The organism is Streptomyces sp. MST-110588 (assembly GCF_022695595.1).
Lineage (GTDB): Bacteria > Actinomycetota > Actinomycetes > Streptomycetales > Streptomycetaceae > Streptomyces.
In genome coordinates this window covers 7,494,766-7,511,670 of sequence record NZ_CP074380.1, presented here as the reverse complement: position 1 = coordinate 7,511,670, position 16,905 = coordinate 7,494,766, and the positions used below count along the sequence as shown (strand labels likewise).

Annotated in this window: 13 protein-coding genes; 6 read left to right on the top strand and 7 right to left on the bottom strand. The window is 69.0% G+C overall.

The window, feature by feature from the left end; translation table 11 throughout:
* Window positions 1-55: 55 nt before the first annotated feature.
* Window positions 56-1,258 (bottom strand): MFS transporter, encoded by a 1,203-nt coding sequence (locus KGS77_RS32680; protein WP_242586917.1) that lies wholly within the window; start codon window positions 1,256-1,258, stop codon window positions 56-58.
* 359 nt (window positions 1,259-1,617) lie between these two features.
* Window positions 1,618-2,214 carry a TetR/AcrR family transcriptional regulator gene (locus tag KGS77_RS32675; RefSeq protein ID WP_242586916.1) on the bottom strand — a complete coding sequence of 199 codons (597 nt, stop codon included), beginning with the start codon at window positions 2,212-2,214 and terminating at the stop codon, window positions 1,618-1,620.
* Window positions 2,215-2,612: 398 nt separating this feature from the next.
* Between KGS77_RS32675 and KGS77_RS32670 the strand changes: the two genes are divergently transcribed.
* The 5 genes from KGS77_RS32670 (at window position 2,613) to dnaK (ending at window position 8,361) form a co-directional block, all read left to right on the top strand.
* A complete protein-coding gene (locus KGS77_RS32670) occupies window positions 2,613-3,650 on the top strand; it encodes an alpha/beta hydrolase-fold protein (RefSeq protein WP_242586913.1) in 1,038 nt (345 codons plus the stop codon).
* Window positions 3,651-3,780: 130 nt separating this feature from the next.
* On the top strand, window positions 3,781-4,875 hold the full coding sequence (locus KGS77_RS32665) for an RICIN domain-containing protein (RefSeq protein WP_242586912.1): 1,095 nt from the start codon (window positions 3,781-3,783) through the stop codon (window positions 4,873-4,875).
* Between the two features lie 155 nt (window positions 4,876-5,030).
* Entirely contained in the window at window positions 5,031-5,387 is a 357-nt protein-coding gene (locus tag KGS77_RS32660) for a plasmid stabilization protein (RefSeq protein ID WP_242586910.1), read from the top strand.
* 507 nt (window positions 5,388-5,894) lie between these two features.
* Window positions 5,895-6,209, top strand: coding sequence for a MerR family transcriptional regulator (locus KGS77_RS32655; RefSeq protein ID WP_242586908.1), 315 nt, complete (start codon window positions 5,895-5,897; stop codon window positions 6,207-6,209).
* Window positions 6,210-6,471: 262 nt separating this feature from the next.
* Window positions 6,472-8,361: a molecular chaperone DnaK gene (gene dnaK / locus KGS77_RS32650; protein WP_242586907.1), complete on the top strand. Its 1,890-nt coding sequence runs from the start codon at window positions 6,472-6,474 to the stop codon at window positions 8,359-8,361.
* A 42-nt stretch (window positions 8,362-8,403) separates the two neighbouring features.
* Here dnaK and KGS77_RS32645 read toward each other — a convergent pair whose 3' ends face one another.
* The 3 genes from KGS77_RS32645 to KGS77_RS32635 all read right to left on the bottom strand — a co-directional run bounded on the left by KGS77_RS32645 (window position 8,404) and on the right by KGS77_RS32635 (window position 11,144).
* A complete protein-coding gene (locus tag KGS77_RS32645; protein ID WP_242586905.1) occupies window positions 8,404-8,799 on the bottom strand; it encodes a DUF2267 domain-containing protein in 396 nt (131 codons plus the stop codon).
* Window positions 8,800-8,875: 76 nt separating this feature from the next.
* A complete protein-coding gene (locus tag KGS77_RS32640; RefSeq protein WP_242586903.1) occupies window positions 8,876-10,216 on the bottom strand; it encodes a hypothetical protein in 1,341 nt (446 codons plus the stop codon).
* A gap of 520 nt (window positions 10,217-10,736) precedes the next feature.
* Complete coding sequence (locus tag KGS77_RS32635) at window positions 10,737-11,144, bottom strand: hypothetical protein (RefSeq protein ID WP_242586901.1); 408 nt, start codon at window positions 11,142-11,144, stop codon at window positions 10,737-10,739.
* Between the two features lie 677 nt (window positions 11,145-11,821).
* On the opposite strand from KGS77_RS32635, the gene pepN reads away from it, so the two are divergent.
* The gene (gene pepN / locus KGS77_RS32630) at window positions 11,822-14,254 is read left to right on the top strand and encodes an aminopeptidase N (protein ID WP_242586899.1); all 2,433 of its coding nucleotides are present in this window, start codon (window positions 11,822-11,824) and stop codon (window positions 14,252-14,254) included.
* Between the two features lie 384 nt (window positions 14,255-14,638).
* On the opposite strand, the gene KGS77_RS32625 is transcribed toward pepN, so the two are convergent.
* Entirely contained in the window at window positions 14,639-15,280 is a 642-nt protein-coding gene (locus tag KGS77_RS32625) for a transposase (RefSeq protein ID WP_242586897.1), read from the bottom strand.
* A gap of 1,118 nt (window positions 15,281-16,398) precedes the next feature.
* On the bottom strand, window positions 16,399-16,767 hold the full coding sequence (locus tag KGS77_RS32620; protein ID WP_242586896.1) for a DUF4158 domain-containing protein: 369 nt from the start codon (window positions 16,765-16,767) through the stop codon (window positions 16,399-16,401).
* Between the last annotated feature and the right edge of the window lie 138 nt (window positions 16,768-16,905).

The following is a 16,905-nucleotide window of genomic DNA, read 5'->3' as shown; positions in this document are numbered from 1 at the left end:
CGAACCGCCCCCTCCCCCGTACCTTGCCCGAAGGACGTTACCGGGCCGGCGGGTGTCAGCGGGTGTCCGCCACGGCAGCCTCCTTCCGGGTCCGGTCCGGTTTGGTTGCGACGAAGGCCAGCGGTACGGCGATCGCCACGACGAGGCCCATCACCCCGGCCGTGACCAGCGAGTCGCCGCTGAACAGAGCGCCGGCCACGCCGGTGAGCAGCGACACCAGCAACGCCCGTCCGCTCATGTTCAGCGAGGACGCTGCTCCCTGGAGGCCCGGGAAGATCTCCAGGGAGCGCCCGAAGACGACCGGGTAGAGCGCGGCGAACCCGGCGCAGAACACGGCGACCGGGCCGGTGGTCGTCCAGGGGCCGTCACCGAACACCACGAACAGGGCGATGCCGAGGACGGTGGCGAGGACGCTGTAGACCACGGTCTTCTCGGGTCCGCCGCACACGGTGATCAGCTTCGAGGCGAACAGACTGGTCACCGCGAAGGAGGTCACGATGATCAGCAGATGGCCGACGAACGCCACCGTGGAGAGCCCGAAGGTGCCGGTGTAGAGGAAGGAGCTGGCGGCGATGAACACCATGTAGGCGGCGAACAGCAGGCTCGGGACGAGCGATGCCGCCAGGAACTCCTTGCTCGTCAGCAGCTTCCGGTAGTCGGCGGCCACCTGCCTGACGGTGACCTCGGCCGGCTCCCCCTTCGTCTCCGGCAGGAAGAGCGCCATCAGAAGGAGGGAGACCAGCGTGATGCCGAGGACCGTCGCGTAGTTGCCGCGCCAGCCGAGCATCCGGTTGACGAGCCCGCCCAGCGCGGGTGCGGCCGTCATGAAGGCGGACATCGCGGCGTTGGTGAGTCCGTACATCTTGAAGAGCCGGTTGCCCTGGTAGACGTCGCCGATGATGACGAACACCAGCACCACGGAGGTGCTGGCGCCGACGCCCTGGACGAAGCGGGACGCGAGCAGGAACTCGACGGCCGGAGCCACCGCGCAGCCCAGCGCGCCGGCCAGCATCACGGTGTTGCCGGCCAGCATGACCCGGCGCCGGCCGAAGCGGTCCGAGAGCGGCCCGTACACCAGGGCACCCAGGCAGTAACCGAAGAAGTTGTACGTGATCGTCAACTGCACCGCGGACGCGGACGTCCCGAACTCCTCGGCGATGTCCGGGAAGCTGGGCACGGACATGTCGAGCTCCACGATCGTGGCAACGAGCGTCACGAGCAGCAGGGCAGGCAGGAATCTTCTGTTGTGTTGTGTCATGGCCTCATGGGGGACGGAGCTGATGGAGGAAGACGGCAGGCGCCTTCCGCCGGGCCGTGCCGTCCTCGGCAGGGCTCAGCGGCGCGCCGGCACCGGTCTTCGGACCAACGGCCACCAGGTGGCATGGGCGTTCAGCGGCCTGCGGCCCGCCCTCGTGCCACCCACGGCAGGTAGTGCCGTCCGCACCGTCGTCCCCTTCTGAGAGTCAAAACTGTCGCCGGGGATGGTACGCGGGAGGCCACCCGTCCTCGCAAGGCGTTTTCGAGCACGCGAACCCGCCGGTGAACAGGGCGCCCGGCCGGCGTGATCGCCGTACGTGGCGGTGGCGGGGCCGGCCGGCGCGGGCGGGGCGAGCTGCCTCAGTCGGGGCGCAGGGAGCGCCAGATCCGGTCGGGGAGGACACGGGCGGCCTGGCGCAGGTCGATGTCGTAGGTGCTGGTCAGCCAGCGGCGCGCGGTCTCGGCGACCGGGCCGATGACGAGCACCTCGATCAGCGCCTTGGGCAGGGGTGCGACCTTGCCGGCCTCGATGTGCGGTCGCAGCCAGTCGGTGACGGTCGCGAACGTGACGTCCTTGGCTGCGCGGATCTCCTCCGCGGGCCCGGCGAGGTAGCCGGAGTGGGCGGAGGTGTGGAGGAAGAGGGCGATGTCACGGTGCTCTTCGGTGAAGCGCAGATAGGCCCGTACGAGCGCGCGGATACCGGTGCGGGGCGTACGGCAGCGGCGCAGCGCGGTGCTCATCTCGTCGCGGAGCTGCTGCGTGCAGCGGGTGTGGAGGGCGGCGGCGAGGCCGTCGAAGCTGCCGAAGTGGTGGTAGAGGCTGCCGAGGCTGACCCCGCCGGCCGCCGTGACCGCGTTCACGGTGAAGCCCTGCCGGCCGGAGGTGGCGTACACGTGCAGTGCGGCGGTCAGCAGGTGCTCCACGGTGGCCTGGCCGCGCTGCTGTTTAGGGGACATCGCCCGGCCTCCTCGGTGTGGTGAGTGAGGTCCGCTTCCGGCGGGCCGTCGCCGGGGCCGTCTGCGTCATGGTGTTCACCATGCGGACAGCCTAAATCGGTGGCGCCAGGACGATACCGCTCGGGCGGCGTCCCGATGTCCTGGCTGCTCCGGTGCGGTGAAAGCGGTCAACCTCTCTGTGCGGTGCGGGATCAGGGGGTTGCCGATGCGCTTGTACTGGAGCGGAGTTATAGAAAATCGTTCTGGTCCTGGCTAGGGTGCGGGACATGGCGAACCCCGACTCAGCAGTCGCCTCATTCCGCCCCCGTTCCTTATTCGCCCGGCTCTTACGTGTCCGTCACCCGCGTATCCGGGCCTTGACCCTCCGGCCCTCGCGCAGGAGGACCGCCGCTGCCTCCGTGGCCGCCGCCGTCCTCCTGCTGGGCGCGCCGCCCGCGCGGGCCGACGAACCGGCCCCGCCCCCGATGACGGACGGCTTCGGCCTGACCCAGGTCGGCGCTCCCGCCGGCACCGCCACCAACTTCGTGATCACCGTGAAAACGGCGCAGGTCGCCGGGGAGCACCGCATCCGGATCCTGCTGCCCGGCGACTACGCGGCCCAGCCCGCCAAACGCTACCCGGTGTTCTATTTCCTGCACGGCGCGTCCGACGACCCCGGCAATCCGGGACTGGCCTACCCCGCCCTCACCGCCGCCACCTCGATGATCACGGTCATTCCGGACGGAGGCCGCCGGGGCTGGTACACCAACTGGCTCGACCAGAACACCGCCGCCGGCGCGCAGAACTGGGAGAACTTCCACATCAACCAGGTGATGCCCTTCATCGACGCCAACCTGCGCACCCTGGCGACCCGGCAGGGGCGGGCCGTCGGCGGCCTCTCGATGGGCGGGTTCGGCGCCCTGCACTACGCCCAGCGGTACCCCGGGCTGTTCAGCCAGGTGGCCACGTTCTCCGGTGCCAACGAGCTCTCCAGGAACCACGCCGTCATCCGTGCCGCGGTCGTCGCCACACTGACCAACATCGGCGCCCCGCTGTGCGGCAGTTCCAGCCCCGCCTGTTCCCTGAACTTCGGGCCCACCGTGTCCAGCGACGCGGTCTTCGGTACGCCGTATCCGGTCTTCGACGCCGACTGGCGCTGGAACCAGGCCGATCCGGTCGCGCACATGGACGTCCTGGCCAGGGCCGGTACGGGCGTGGCGATCTACACCGGCGACGGCAACGGCGAGGCCGCCAACCCGGAGTTCTGGGTCCAGTCGGCGGCCCAGCACGCCAAGGAACGGCTGGACGCCCTCGGCCACCCGTACCACTACGTGAACTACCGCGGCGGCTCCGGCTGGGGCAGTCAGTGCAACGGCGGCCACACCTGGGGCTGCTGGGCGCAGGACCTCGTGGACTACGTCCCGCGTCTGGAGGCGGCGTTCGCCGCCGCCACCTGATCCGCCGGCGGAAGGGCCGGTACCGGCCGCCCGCTGCCGACAGGACACCGGGTCCGGAAAGAACCGGAGAGACCAGGACGACCGGAAAGACCCGTAATCCCCGGAACCCCCATAAGAAGGGAACCACCCTGTGACACTGTTTCCGGCCCACCCCCCGAGAAGTCCGCTCCCCCGCCTGCGGGTGATCGCCGCCGTCCTGACGGTCCTGTGCGTCGCCCTGGGGCTGTCGGCCTCCCCGCTCATGACGGACCGGGCCCACGCGGAGGCGAACTGCGGCACCGGGCTCCAGTGCGTGAGCTTCACGTCGGTGAGCAACGGCCGCGCGCTGGACGTACAGAACGGATCGCGTGACGACGGCGCCATCATCGTCACCAACACCGCTCCGGGCTACCACCAGTCCTGGCGCCTGAGCGTCGACCCGTCCGACTCCTCCTTCACCATCGTGAACAACACGACGGGCAAGTGCGTCGACCTGAGCTGGCCGGCGCTGCGGCAGCAGACCTGTCGCGGCCAGAAGAGCCAGAAGTGGTACTTCCAGCCGGTGTCGGGGGCCGGTCCGGCCGGTCAGGCGTTCATGATCCGTAACGAGAGCGACAACTCGTGCCTGGACCTTTTGAACAGCGCCCAGTACGACGACGCCTGGACCAGCAAGTCCACCTGCCACGGCAGGACCAACCAGCAGTGGACCACCACGGCCGCCGAGGCGCGGAACCTGGCCGTGGACCACGGAGCCAAGCGGTGCCAGAGGGACGCCTCCTCCTGCACCTGGGCGACGAAGAGCGAGGCCCCCGCGGCGCCGCTGCCCAAGGTCTGCGCGTCGGCGGTCTGGTACAACAACACCGACGGGCCGATCTCGCAGGCCTTCTCGGTGACCCACACCAGCGGCTGGCAGAGCAGCATCGGCACCGACTTCAAGACGCAGCTCGCCGGCGGTGCCATGGAGGTCCTGCAGGCGACCGTCGCCTCGGGTGTGTCCTTCCAGCAGATCTGGCAGGGCTCCAAGAGCGTCAACGACTCCGTCACGGTGTCCGTTCCCACCAAGCAGTACGGCTGGGTGACGCTGTCGGTGCTGGCGAAGAAGGTGACCGGGACCTGGACGTTCGACGCGTACGGGTTCCCCTGGACGGCTGAGGACACCGTCACCGTACCCCTCAAGGGCGACCCCAGCGGTGGCGCGACCGTCTACATCGCGAACACCAGTCCGAACTTCACCTCCTGCGTCTGATCCCGCCCGTTCCACCGGGCGCCGACACATCGCGCTCCGGCCGTTTCACCGGCGCACCGGCAGGAAACCCGGTCTTGGATCCACCCGTCGGGCCCGCACGCCTGCCAGGACAGACGGCGCGAGCGGAGCGGGCCGGCACCGGAAGGAGACCGATCATGCCTGCAGGTTCCAGTTCCAAGCGGGAGCGCCAGTACGAGCACATCAAGGACAGCGCCGAGGAGCGCGGGGCGTCCAAGGGCCGGGCCAAGGAGATGGCCGCCCGGACGGTGAACAAGGAGCGCGCCCGGTCGGGTGAGGCCAAGTCCTCCAGCAGCGGCTCCACCAAGGGCAAGTCGCCGTCACAACGGGGCGGGGAGCGGTCCGGCAGGTCCGGGAAGTCCACGGGCCAGGGCTCGCGCTCGGGATCGGGCGGCCCCACCCGCGACCAGCTCTATGAGGAAGCGAAGAAGAAGGGCATCGAAGGGCGGTCCTCGATGAACAAGGACCAGCTCGCCAAGGCGCTGGGCCACTGAGCCCCGCCCCGCCCCCTTCCCGCTCCCTGGCCCTGACCGGTGCCCGCTGCTCTCTGAGCGCTCCCGGACGGGCGTCCCGCCAGCGGCGGGGCGCCCGTCCGGGGGTGACACCGCAGCGCCGGGTCCCGCGTAATTAAGCTGTGGCTACGTGCCGTTGCCACCGGCAGTCGCCGCGTGCGAGTCTCCAGAACGTGCCGGAGGGCCGTGCGTCCGGACGCGTGCGGGGGCGCGTGCGGGCGCACCGCCCCCCTGCAAGGCCGCCGGGTCACGCCCGCCCCGCCCGCTCCCGTCGTCTTTCCGCCGTTCCCGGCGTCTTTCCGCCGTTCTCGCCGTTCTCGCGGCCGTACAGCCGTGGTGGCACCGAACGGGCGTCGCGCGCCGGGTAGTTGACTCACCCCTCCCCCGCCGCCCGGACATACGCACCGGAACCATTCCTGTTACCCGCGGTGGAGCCGCTGTCTAAACTCAGTGACACGTTTCTGCTCCGCCCGACCCGGGAGGCCGCCGGTGGGAACGCTGCCGATCGACGACGAGGACGCCGCCCTGTACACGATCGGGCAGGTCGCCGCCCTGCTCGAAGTCCAACTGGCCTTCCTCAGACGGCTGGACGAGCAGGGCATCGTGGTGCCCGGCCGCTCTCCGGGCGGCCAGCGCCGCTACTCCCGCCGGGAGATCGACCGGGTGGCGGAGGCGGTGGAGCTGATCGACGAAGGGGTGACGCTGGTCGGGGTGCGCCATGTCCTGGCCCTGCGGGAGCAGGTCGCCGGGTTGCAGGCCGACCTGTCGGCGCTGCGCTCTTCCCCGGGCCCGACGGCACCTTGACACGGGTGCGCTCAGGTTCTATGTAGTCAGACAGAGAGGTTCGGCTCCGAGCGGGGGTCCGCGTACCGGGTACCCGCGCGTACGGACGCACGCGCGGTACGGGCACGCACAGGTACGCGCACCTGTACGGCCGGGTACGAGCGAGCGGCCCGCAGGCCGGTTCCGGCGTGGGACATGAGCAGTGGACGCGAGGGGGCGGGCCGCACGGGGCCGGCGGACTCCGGGCCCGGGCGGGGCCCGACATCCCTGGGAGGAGTGCGAGATGGCACGTACGGTCGGAATCGACCTGGGCACGACGAACTCCGTGGTGGCGGTGCTGGAGGGCGGCGAGCCCACCGTGATCACCAACGCCGAGGGGGCCCGTACCACCCCGTCCGTCGTCGCGTTCGCCAAGAACGACGAGGTGCTGGTCGGCGAGGTCGCCAAGCGCCAGGCGGTCACCAACGTGACGCGTACGGCACGGTCGGTCAAACGCCACATGGGCGACGGCGACTGGCGGTTCCCCGAAGCCGGGTCGCAGAGCATCGGCGGCAAGCGGTACAAGGCACAGGAGCTGTCGGCGCGGGTGCTGCAGAAGCTCAAGCGGGACGCGGAGGCGTACCTCGGAGAGGACGTCAACGACGCCGTGATCACCGTCCCGGCGTACTTCAACGACGCCCAGCGGCAGGCCACCAAGGAGGCCGGGGAGATCGCCGGGCTGAAGGTGCTGCGGATCATCAACGAGCCGACCGCCGCCGCGCTGGCCTACGGCCTGGACAAGGGCAGCGAGCAGACGGTGCTCGTGTTCGACCTCGGTGGCGGCACCTTCGACGTCTCGCTGCTGGAGATCGGCGACGGGGTGTTCGAGGTGAAGGCCACCAACGGTGACACCCGTCTGGGCGGCGACGACTGGGACCAGCGGATCGTGGACCACCTGGTCAAGCAGTTCCGCAACGCCTACGGCATCGATCTGTCCAAGGACAAGATGGCGCTCCAGCGGCTGCGCGAGGCCGCGGAGAAGGCGAAGGTGGAACTCTCCTCCTCCAGCGAGACGACGATCAACCTGCCCTACATCACCGCCTCCGCCGAGGGCCCGCTGCACCTGGACGAGAAGCTCACCCGCGCCCAGTTCCAGCAACTGACCGCAGACCTCCTGGAGCGCTGCAAGGGCCCCTTCCACCAGGCCGTCAAGGACGCCGGGGTCAAGGTGCCCGCGATCGACCACGTCATCCTGGTCGGCGGCTCGACCCGGATGCCCGCCGTCACCGACCTGGTCAGGGAACTCACCGGCAAGGAGGCCAACAAGGGCGTCAACCCGGACGAGGTCGTGGCGATCGGTGCGTCGCTGCAGGCCGGCGTTCTCAAGGGTGAGGTCAAGGACGTCCTGCTGCTGGACGTCACCCCGCTGTCCCTGGGCATCGAGACCAAGGGCGGCATCATGACCAAGCTGATCGAGCGGAACACCACGATCCCGACCAAGCGCTCGGAGATCTTCACCACCGCCGAGGACAACCAGCCCTCCGTGCAGATCCAGGTCTACCAGGGCGAGCGCGAGATCGCGGCGTACAACAAGAAGCTCGGCATGTTCGAGCTGACCGGTCTGCCGCCGGCCCCGCGCGGCGTCCCGCAGATCGAGGTCACCTTCGACATCGACGCCAACGGCATCATGCACGTCGCCGCCAAGGACCTGGGCACGGGCAAGGAGCAGAAGATGACCGTCACCGGCGGCTCCGCGCTGCCCAAGGACGACATCGACCGCATGATGCGCGAGGCCGAACAGTACGCCGAGCAGGACCGTCGCCGCCGTGAGGCCGCCGAGACCCGCAACCAGGCCGAGCAGCTCGTCTACCAGACCGAGCGGCTCCTGAAGGACAACGAGGAGAAGATCCCCGCCGACGCCAGGAGCGAGACCGAGGCCGCACTCGCCGTCCTGAAGGACCGGCTCAAGGAGAGCGAGGGCGAGGACGTCACCGCCCTGCGGCAGGCCGTGGAGTCCGCCGCGGCGGCTGCGCAGAAGATCGGCACGGCTCTCTACAGCAAGGCCGGGCAGGACGGCCGGGACGCCGGAGCCGGACGGCCGGGTGATCAAGGAGCCGGACGGCCGGAGGGGCAGGACGAGGTGGTGGACGCCGAGATCGTCGACGACGAGTCATCGGCGTCCGGGCCGTCCTGAACCGTCCCGGAGTGGGCGTGATGTGCGCGGGGCGGTTGTCGCTCAGAGAGCCTGGGGGCGCCCGAACAGGGCGGCGTAGCCGGGCGGGAGCTGGAGCAGCACACGGTGCATCAGCTCTTCGTCGGCGACGTCGGCCACCACGCTGAGCACGGCGCTGACGTCCCATTTCGCCGTCTCGTCGGTGGCTCCCTCGATCCACGCGGCGGTGGCCCGTACGAACCGCTCCGGTGTGAGCGGTTCGGCGGCCTGAAGGGGGTTGAGCAGGACCAGGGCGCAGGTCTCCGGGAGGCGGGCGGCCAGTTCCGCGCGCTCCGTGCCCACCACGTGCGCCCCCAGCAGGGCGAGCACGACGCGGGCCGCCCGCTCGGCCTCCTGCCGTGAGGGGTAGCCGCCCCGCTCCATGACCTGGTCCAAAAACGCCTCCCACTGCATCACCATGTCGCGACTCCCTCGCTGCGCGCTCCGTGCGGCGCTGCCGTCCGGCCCCTGTGCCCGGTCTCCCGGCCCACTGCTGTCAGCCCGTTCCGCTGTTGTCAGTCCGTTCCGCTCGGTCCGACCGCCGGACGAAGACCTGGTCCGTGCCCCCGGTCGGCTGCGGGACCAGGTTGTCGGCGTTGGACTCGAAGGCGACGACGCGTCCGGACAGGGACGGTGAGGGGGAGGAAGAGATGCCGCGCTCGGCCTGCGCGCCGTCGTGGGTCAGGCTGAGCCGGCGGGTGGTGCCCTCACGCAGGTCGCGTACGAAGACGTCGGACCAGCCGTTGGTGTCGCCCGGCACCAGGTTGTCGGAGTTGGAGCCGAAGTGGACGTACCGGCCTTGGGGGCTCACCTTCGGTTTGTAGGACCACATCGACGGCTCGCTGCCGTCGTAGGTGACGTCCACCTGCCGGGTGCTGCGCCCGCGCAGATCACGCAGGTAGACGTGGGCACCCGAGGTGAAGGCGGCGTACCGGCCGTCGGGACTCAGTGCGCCGTCGGACAGGGAGACGCCCGAGACGGTGCCGTCCGGGTACACGCTGCCCCGCACCGTCGTACCGGCGCGCAGGTCCCGTACGTACAACTTCTGTCCGGGCCGCTGCGGGCCGTCGTGGACCAGGTTGCCGGCGTCGGAGATGAAGGCCACCGTCCGGCCGTCCCGGCTGAGTTCGGGGTAGCGCGACTCGCCGTCGCTCTGGGCGCCGTCGTCGGCGAGGCTGACCCGACGCGTGGTGCCCGCGCGCAGGTCGCGTACGAAGATGTCCCCCGCCTTGTTGGTGTCCTCCGGGTCGAGCGCCTGCCGGGTCTGGAAGGCGGCATGGTGTCCGTCGCCGCTCAGAGCCGGGTAGAAGGCGCCGCCGGCGATCTGGCCGCCGTCCTGGTCCATGCTCACCCGCCGGGTGGTGCCGGTGTGCCGGTCGCGGACGAAGACGTCCCAGGCGTTGTTGGTGTCGCCCGGCACCAGGTCGGAGGCGGGCGAGGTGAAGGACACGTACCGGCCGTCGTCGCTGATCGCCGGGGTCGAGGCGTTCTTGGCGGACGGCCTGCCGTCGGCGGTGACGCTGACCGTCTCGACGGCGCCGGTCCACAGGTCGCGGACGTGGATCTGCCAACTTCCGGAGGGTGGTCCGGGCGGGCCGGTCACCCGGGGCCCGGCCTGGAAGGCGACGTACCGGCCGTTGCCGCTGACGGCGGGTGCCGTGGCGGTGAGCCTGTCCGGCGCGCCCTGCCACGGCGCCGATGCCCATTCGGTACGCGGCTTGTGGGCGCTCTCCGTGCCGGTGCCCGCGCCCGCTGCGGCGGGCGGTGCGAGCAGCGCGGCGGCGCAGCAGGCGACGGCCGGCGCGCCACCGAGGAGCACACGTGCGCGTACGGGCATGGGCCCTCCCTCCCGGGGTGTCCGGGCCTCCCGGCCGGAGGCGTCCGAGAGTCGAACACCGCTGCGTGGCACGGGACAAGAGGTGGTCGCAGTGCACCGGGCACGGATGCGCTCGTTGCATCACCGGCCGCTGGACGGACGGCCCCGTTCCGGGGTGGCTTTCCCTCTCCCGTACAACCTTTTCCCGTGCGGCCCTTTCCCGCACGGCCGCGTTCCGCTCCCGGCTTTCCGCCCGGCGATGGCCTGTCGGTGGCATGCCCTGGTCCGGCCCGCACACCGGTCAGTATTGATCTTGCCCTGTCCGTCACCGGGGTAGCGCCGAGGTAAGCCCCAAAGCCGCCAGTACTTGGTCTTGGCGCCCGAAGAGCTTCCTACGGAGTGTCGGGCGCGAGGGCTTTGACACGGTTCTCGTACTCGCGGCGGGCCTTGCGCTGGGCGGGGATCGCCCAGCGCCGTCGAGGGTCCGGCAGCGGACTAGGAGTTGGCGGTGGATCGCGGGCGGGGCGGTGACGCGGAGGGCTTAGCCCGTGCCGCGTCGTACGGCGACGCCGTGGTCGAGCGCGACCCGCCCGGCGTCGTCCAGCTCAGCGGCGCGGAGGAAGCCGGCGACCTTGCCGGGCATGTCAAGGGTGACGGGCAGTTCCGGGACCGGGGCACTCTCGTCGGCGACGTGCTCGGGCAGGAGGTCGGCGACGGCGGTACGGACGGCGCCGCGGCTGACGCCGTGTTCACGGGCCAGGGCGGCGAGGGACTGGCCTTCCAGGTAGGCGGTGCGCACGTCGGCGACCGTCTCGCCCGCGAGGACGGGGCGGCGTCCGCCCATGTTGCCCTTGGCCTCGGCGGTCCGTAGCCCGTCGTACGTCAGCTCCCGTTGGAGATCGCGTTGGAGTTCGCCGACGGCGGCGAGGGTCTGCACCATGAACTTCATGCAGGCGGCTGGAGGTTCCTGCCTCCTCTTCGAAGACGACCGGGTCCTCGATCCCGGCCTCGTCCAGGACGAGGTTCTGGCGGTCGGTCGACTGCTGGTCGGTCGACACCCGCTTGTAGACGGGATTGGCCACGCTGTCCCTCGCTTCTGCCCTGCACCGGACGCCAGATGTCATCTAATCCTGTCGTCAACCGGCATCGGATCCCATTGGACCTGAGCCGTCATCAGGCCCCGGAGAGTCCGGGCTCATTGGACGTCCTTCGCGCCTGTCGTCATTCGATCGTTTGACGACAGGCAGGCGAGGCGTCGGCGCTTGACTCAGCTTGCTGACGCGGAGCAGATGCGCGACCTGTCCGGAAGTTAGCGGAAGACTCGTCGGGCCTGTCGCCGACGATGTCGCCTGACCGGTATCACACTGCCGAGCCGCCGACCTGAATGCCACGCTCAGCTACATGTCGGTTGGTTCGCCCTTCGTTTACGGCACCCGAGCAGGGACTACTCAATGCGGCAGGGGGTGATCATATGCCGTTTCCGGGTGCTCTGCCCTCCAAGGTCTAGGAGGAAGCCGCCGATCAGCCGATAGGCGACGCGATGGACACACACCCCGATTCACGTGGGCTGGTTGCTGCTGAGCGGGTGGTTCGCAGCGAATGCACGAATCTCGGAGAGGGAAATCAGTGAGCGGCAGGAGTCTGACCCAAACTGAGGCCGAGGGGCGCGCAAGCCTGCTGACGGTCGAGCGGTATGACGTTGCCGTCGACCTTTCGGATCTGCTGACCGGCTCGCGGGTCCGGTGCGAATCGACGATCACCTTTACGTCTCACCAGCCCGGGGCCGAGACCTTTGTCGATTGTCCGGCGGCGGTGGAGAGCGCCACACTCAACGGGGTCGTGCTGCGGTCGGCTGTCGAGGGCCGGATCGCGCTGACCGATCTTGCCGAGCACAACGTCCTCACGGTGGTCTCGGTGACGGAGTGCTCGGCCGATGGCTGGGGCGTGCACAAGGCGGTCGATCCCGCCGACGGCGAGAGGTACTTCTTCACCGACTTCGCTCCCGACTACGCCCACCATGTGTCGGCCTGCTTCGATCAGCCGGACCTCAAGGCGCCGTGGGCGTTCACCGTGACCGCTCCCGCCGGCTGGCGGGTGCTGAGCAACAGCGGTGACCCGCAGATCGAAGACCTCGGCTCCGTGCGACGCTGGACCTTCCCGCCCACGCCGCCGCTCGCGGCGTACAACACCGTGATCAATGCGGGCCCGTACTACGAATTGCGTCGTCGCGGGGCTGGTCATGATCTCGGGCTCTTCTGCCGGCAGTCGCTGGCTTCCATCCTGGACCGGGACGCCGACGAACTGTTCACCCTGACCACCCAGGGGCTCGAGTTCTTCGCCGGCAAGTTCGGCATGCCGTTTCCGCAGCACAAGTACGACCAGGTCTTCACGCCCGAGTACCCCGGCGCGATGGAGAACTTCGGCTGCGTCACCTGGATGGACTGGTTCCTGCGCAGGACCACGCCGACCAGAGCGGAGTGGGACATCTTCTCGCGGTACCTGCTGCACGAACTCGCGCACATGTGGTTCGGCAACATCGTCACCATGCGCTGGTGGGACGACCTGTGGCTGAACGAGGCATTCGCGGAGTTCGCCAGCAATTGGGCCGCCGTGAGCGTGACGTCGTACACCGATGCCTGGACGGCACACCTGGTCGGCGAGAAACTCAAAGCGTATTTCATGGATCAGGGACCCATGTCGCATCCGATCCGCCAGCAGGTCCGCGACGTCTCCGAGGCCGAAGCGACATTCGACGCCATCACCTACCCCAAGGGCGCATCCGTACTGCACCAGCTGATGACGTACGTCGGCGAAGCGAACTTCTCTGCCGGTCTCACCAACTACTTGGCCACGCATGCCTGGGGCAGCACCACGCTGCAGGACCTGATCGACGCCGTCGCCGGCGCCAGCGGACGTGACCTGGACCAATGGCGCACGGCATGGCTGGAAACAGCGGGCACCGACCGGCTCACTCTCGACCACGACACAGACGGGTTCACCCTCGTCGCTCAAGGACCGGGTGGCCGTCCACGCCCGCATGTGCTTGCCGTCGGCGCCTACGAGGGCTCCGGGGATCATCTTGAGCGCATGGCACTCGTCAAAGTCGAGGTAGCGGGCGAACGAACCCGGCTCGACCTGCCTGCCGGAGCCGATCTTTATCTGGTCAACGATGAAGACCTGACCTTCACCTCGACGAGACCTGACGCCACAACCAGAGACGCGTTCTTCCGCAATGCCGCCCGCCTGCCCACCGCGACCGCGCGAGGTGTCGCCGTCGCCACGGCCTGGGACATGCTGATCAACGGCGAAGCGACAGCCGCCGAAGCCGTGCAGTGCCTGACCGGAGTGCTCGCTGTCGAGACGTCCGCGTCGGTGATCGAGCCGTATCTCAACCTGGCTGTCGAGGCCGCAGATCTGTGGAGCCCACAGTCGGAGCGGGACGAGCTGCTGCGAGCAGTAGCCGCGGCGTGCCGCAGCCTCTCCGGCGTCGGCGCCTACCGCAAAGCGGCGTTGCGCGGCTTCGCTCGCACCGCGACCGAACCGGAGGAAGTTGCCTGGCTCCAGGCCAAGGCCGGAGAGGACATCGATCTCCAGTGGCGAGCACTGGTTCGCAAGGCTCAGCTCGGAAGCCCGACCGCAGTCGAGGCACAGGCGCTGCTCGACCGCGACCCGGATCCCGACGCATGGATCAGCAGGCTCCAGGTCCGCGCGGCGACCCTGGACGCGGCAGAGAAGAAAGCGGTGTGGCAGGCGCTGGTGACAGACTGCGCGGTGCCCCTCGCTTCAATCCAGTCAGTTGCGACGCTGTTCTGGAGCGCCGGTCAGGACGACTTGCTCAGGCCCCACACGGAGGCCTACCTCGATCTCGTGCAAACTATCCACCACAGCGGAACCATGCCGGCACGGACTTACACCAAGAGCCTCTTCCCGGTGTTCGGTATCGACCTGACCTTCGTGGAACGAGCACAAGACCTCGCGGCACAGGTTGTCCCGGTCGTCCGAACGAACCTCCTGGACCAGGCCGACCGGATGCGCCGCATACTGCGCTCCCGCGGCTGAAGGCTTTCCAGCCCGGTCCACAGCCCGATCTGCAATTCCTCGATGCTGGTGAGAAGCCATGTCACAATCGGTGATCTGTGACGCTCTGTAGGTACAGGTTCTTGACGCTGAGAGGCGAGGCTGTCTTCGCTCAGGAGCACCTGCTGACGGCTTCGACGCGTGGGGCCGGGGGCCGTGCTGGACATCGCTTTCGAGTCACGGGATGACGGGACGATCCGGCTCTCGCGCGGCGCGTCGGACGACGGGTCGATTGAGCGAGCACGGGCCCGATCCAGGTCAGTTCATCGTATGCCTCCGGGGAAGATCATCAGCGTCCTGGCCGGTTCCTGAGCTGCTCAACACCGGTTTCCTGGTCCTTTTCCTGATCGGAGCCCCTTTCGGTGCTCAGGCGACCGTGCCGAAGCCGGAGGCTGCCGGTTCCTGTTCGCGGAGCTGGGTGAAGTCAACGTCGAGCTTGGGGTCGTATGCCTCGGGCCGGATGCCGAGTTCGTGGGTGCTGTACTCGCCGGACCGTTTGATGTGTTCGGTCAGGTACGGGGAGACCTGGGCCAGGTCCTCCGGGTCGATCTTCCATCCCTCCTCCAGGAGCTGGCGGACGATCTCGGCGATGTCCAGGGCGTTATGGAAGATGATGGCGTTGGTGAGCAGGGCGTTGAACTTCATCGCCTTCTTCTGCTCGATGGGGTCGTTGTCGGCGATGACGCCCTGGTTGCCGAAGCCGACCCACTGGGAGAACCGGTTGAACGACTCGACCTTGTTCGTCGCCGCGGTCACCCGCCGGCGCAGCGGCGCGTCCGAGAGGTAGCGCAGCATCTGCACCGTGCGGATCACGCGGCCGACCTCGCGGAACGCGGTGTAAGTGGAGTTCTTGTGCGAGCCCGACTGCAGCCGCTTCAGCAGCGTCGCGGAGGAGATGGCGCCCTCCCGCACGGACACGGCCACCTTCATCAGGTGCCGGAACTGGGACTCGATCAGATCCCAGTCGATGACGTTCTTGCCCGCCTCCCCGAACAGGGAGTCGATCATGCCCGGACACCCCCGGGATGTGCTTCGCCGCCTCGTACGGGCCCATGTTCATGTTGGTGCCCTTGACGAACGTGGTCAGCACGTACCGGCCAAACGGGTCCTTCAGCTTCGGGTCGTGGCCCGAGGGCGGACCGAAGCGGCGCCACCACTCCACCCAGTAGGCGGTGCGGGCCACGATCCCCATCAGTGTGCGCTCCGGCATCCGGGCCTTGACCTCCTGCTCCAGGCGCTTCGCCGAAGGCCGCTGTCCCTCGGAGCGGTGCGGCTTCAGTGACGGGATGCCGGTCTGCGGGTCGATGACCAGGCCCTCGTTGTCCGGGTACCCGGCATCCGCCACCGCCCTCCTCGCACAAACCGACCTCCACCAGGTAGTCGGCCAGCTTCTCCTGGATGTCCCCGACCGGTCCCGGCCGAGCTGCCCGTACAGCAGCACCTCCCAGAAGTTGCCGTGATGCGCGGAGACCTTCTCGATCTGCTCGTACTGCCCCGCGAATCCACCGAAGCTTTCCACCGCCCTGGTGACCGCGCCCACGCCGCCGGCCTGCACCAACTGGGCCTTAGCCAGGGCGAGCACGGCCGGGGAAGCCTCCCCGCCCAGGCGCCGGGCGACCTCTTCCACCGGCGCCGCCTCGTCCATCCCGTCCAGGGCCTTCACCGCCTCGGCGGTCATCGCCTCAGCCTTCGCCAGCGCCTCCTGCGCGGGCCCGCCGTCGTCGAGGCTTTTGAGCACGGTGCGGTAGTTCCCGATCAGAGCATCGGCGATCTCCCGCTCGGCGAGCCGGATCTTCTCCAGCTCCTCCTTGGCCTTCTTGATCTTCATGGCGACCCGCTTGCAGAACATCGTCGCCAGATCGTCCCGGACCCGCATCCGTGCCTTGTGCGCAAGGCAGGCCAGCAGCGCGATCCGCTTGACGACCACGTAGTCCCGCAGTTCGGAGGCGTCCGCCGCATCCGCTTCCCCGGCGAAGTCGGTGACCTTCGGCGCGGCGACGCCGTCCACCCACACCGCGGTGTCGCCGAGCTCGTCCAGCCACTCCAGGTGCGTGAACAGGCGCTTGAAGTACGACCAGCTCGGGCCCTGGGCGGTCTGCTTCAGCCGGTTGAACTGCGTGGTGCCGTCACTGTCCCTCAGCGATCTGCCGTGCCCGGGACTGCTGGTACTTCGTCCCCACCCACTGGCGCACCTCGGCACGCTGCCGCTCAGCGGTCCGGCCCGTCTCGTACGACGGGAGCGTGCCCTCCGGCAGCTCGACCGTACGGCGGACGAAGTCGACCACCATCTCCGAATACTCGTCCGGCTTCGGGAACCGGCCCATCCGCTGATACGACTTCAGCGCCAACAACAGGGCGAGCTGATGCCCGTCGGAGTCCATCCGCTCAGCAGCCCACGCAGCCTCTTCCCTCGTCGGCGCGAAGAGGAGATGCAGCTCATGCGCGGTGATCAGCCGCTTGAACCGCGGGTACGCGGTCCGCCCGATCGAGGTCACAAGTCCCGCCCCAGGCCCAGAGATCAGTCGGTATCAGCACCAACGACCTTCGGCCGAATGGGTGACGGCTGGGGCCGGGCAGGCAATCAAGATCAAGTACTGGCGGCTTTTGGGCTTACCTCGGCGTCGCCCCTCACC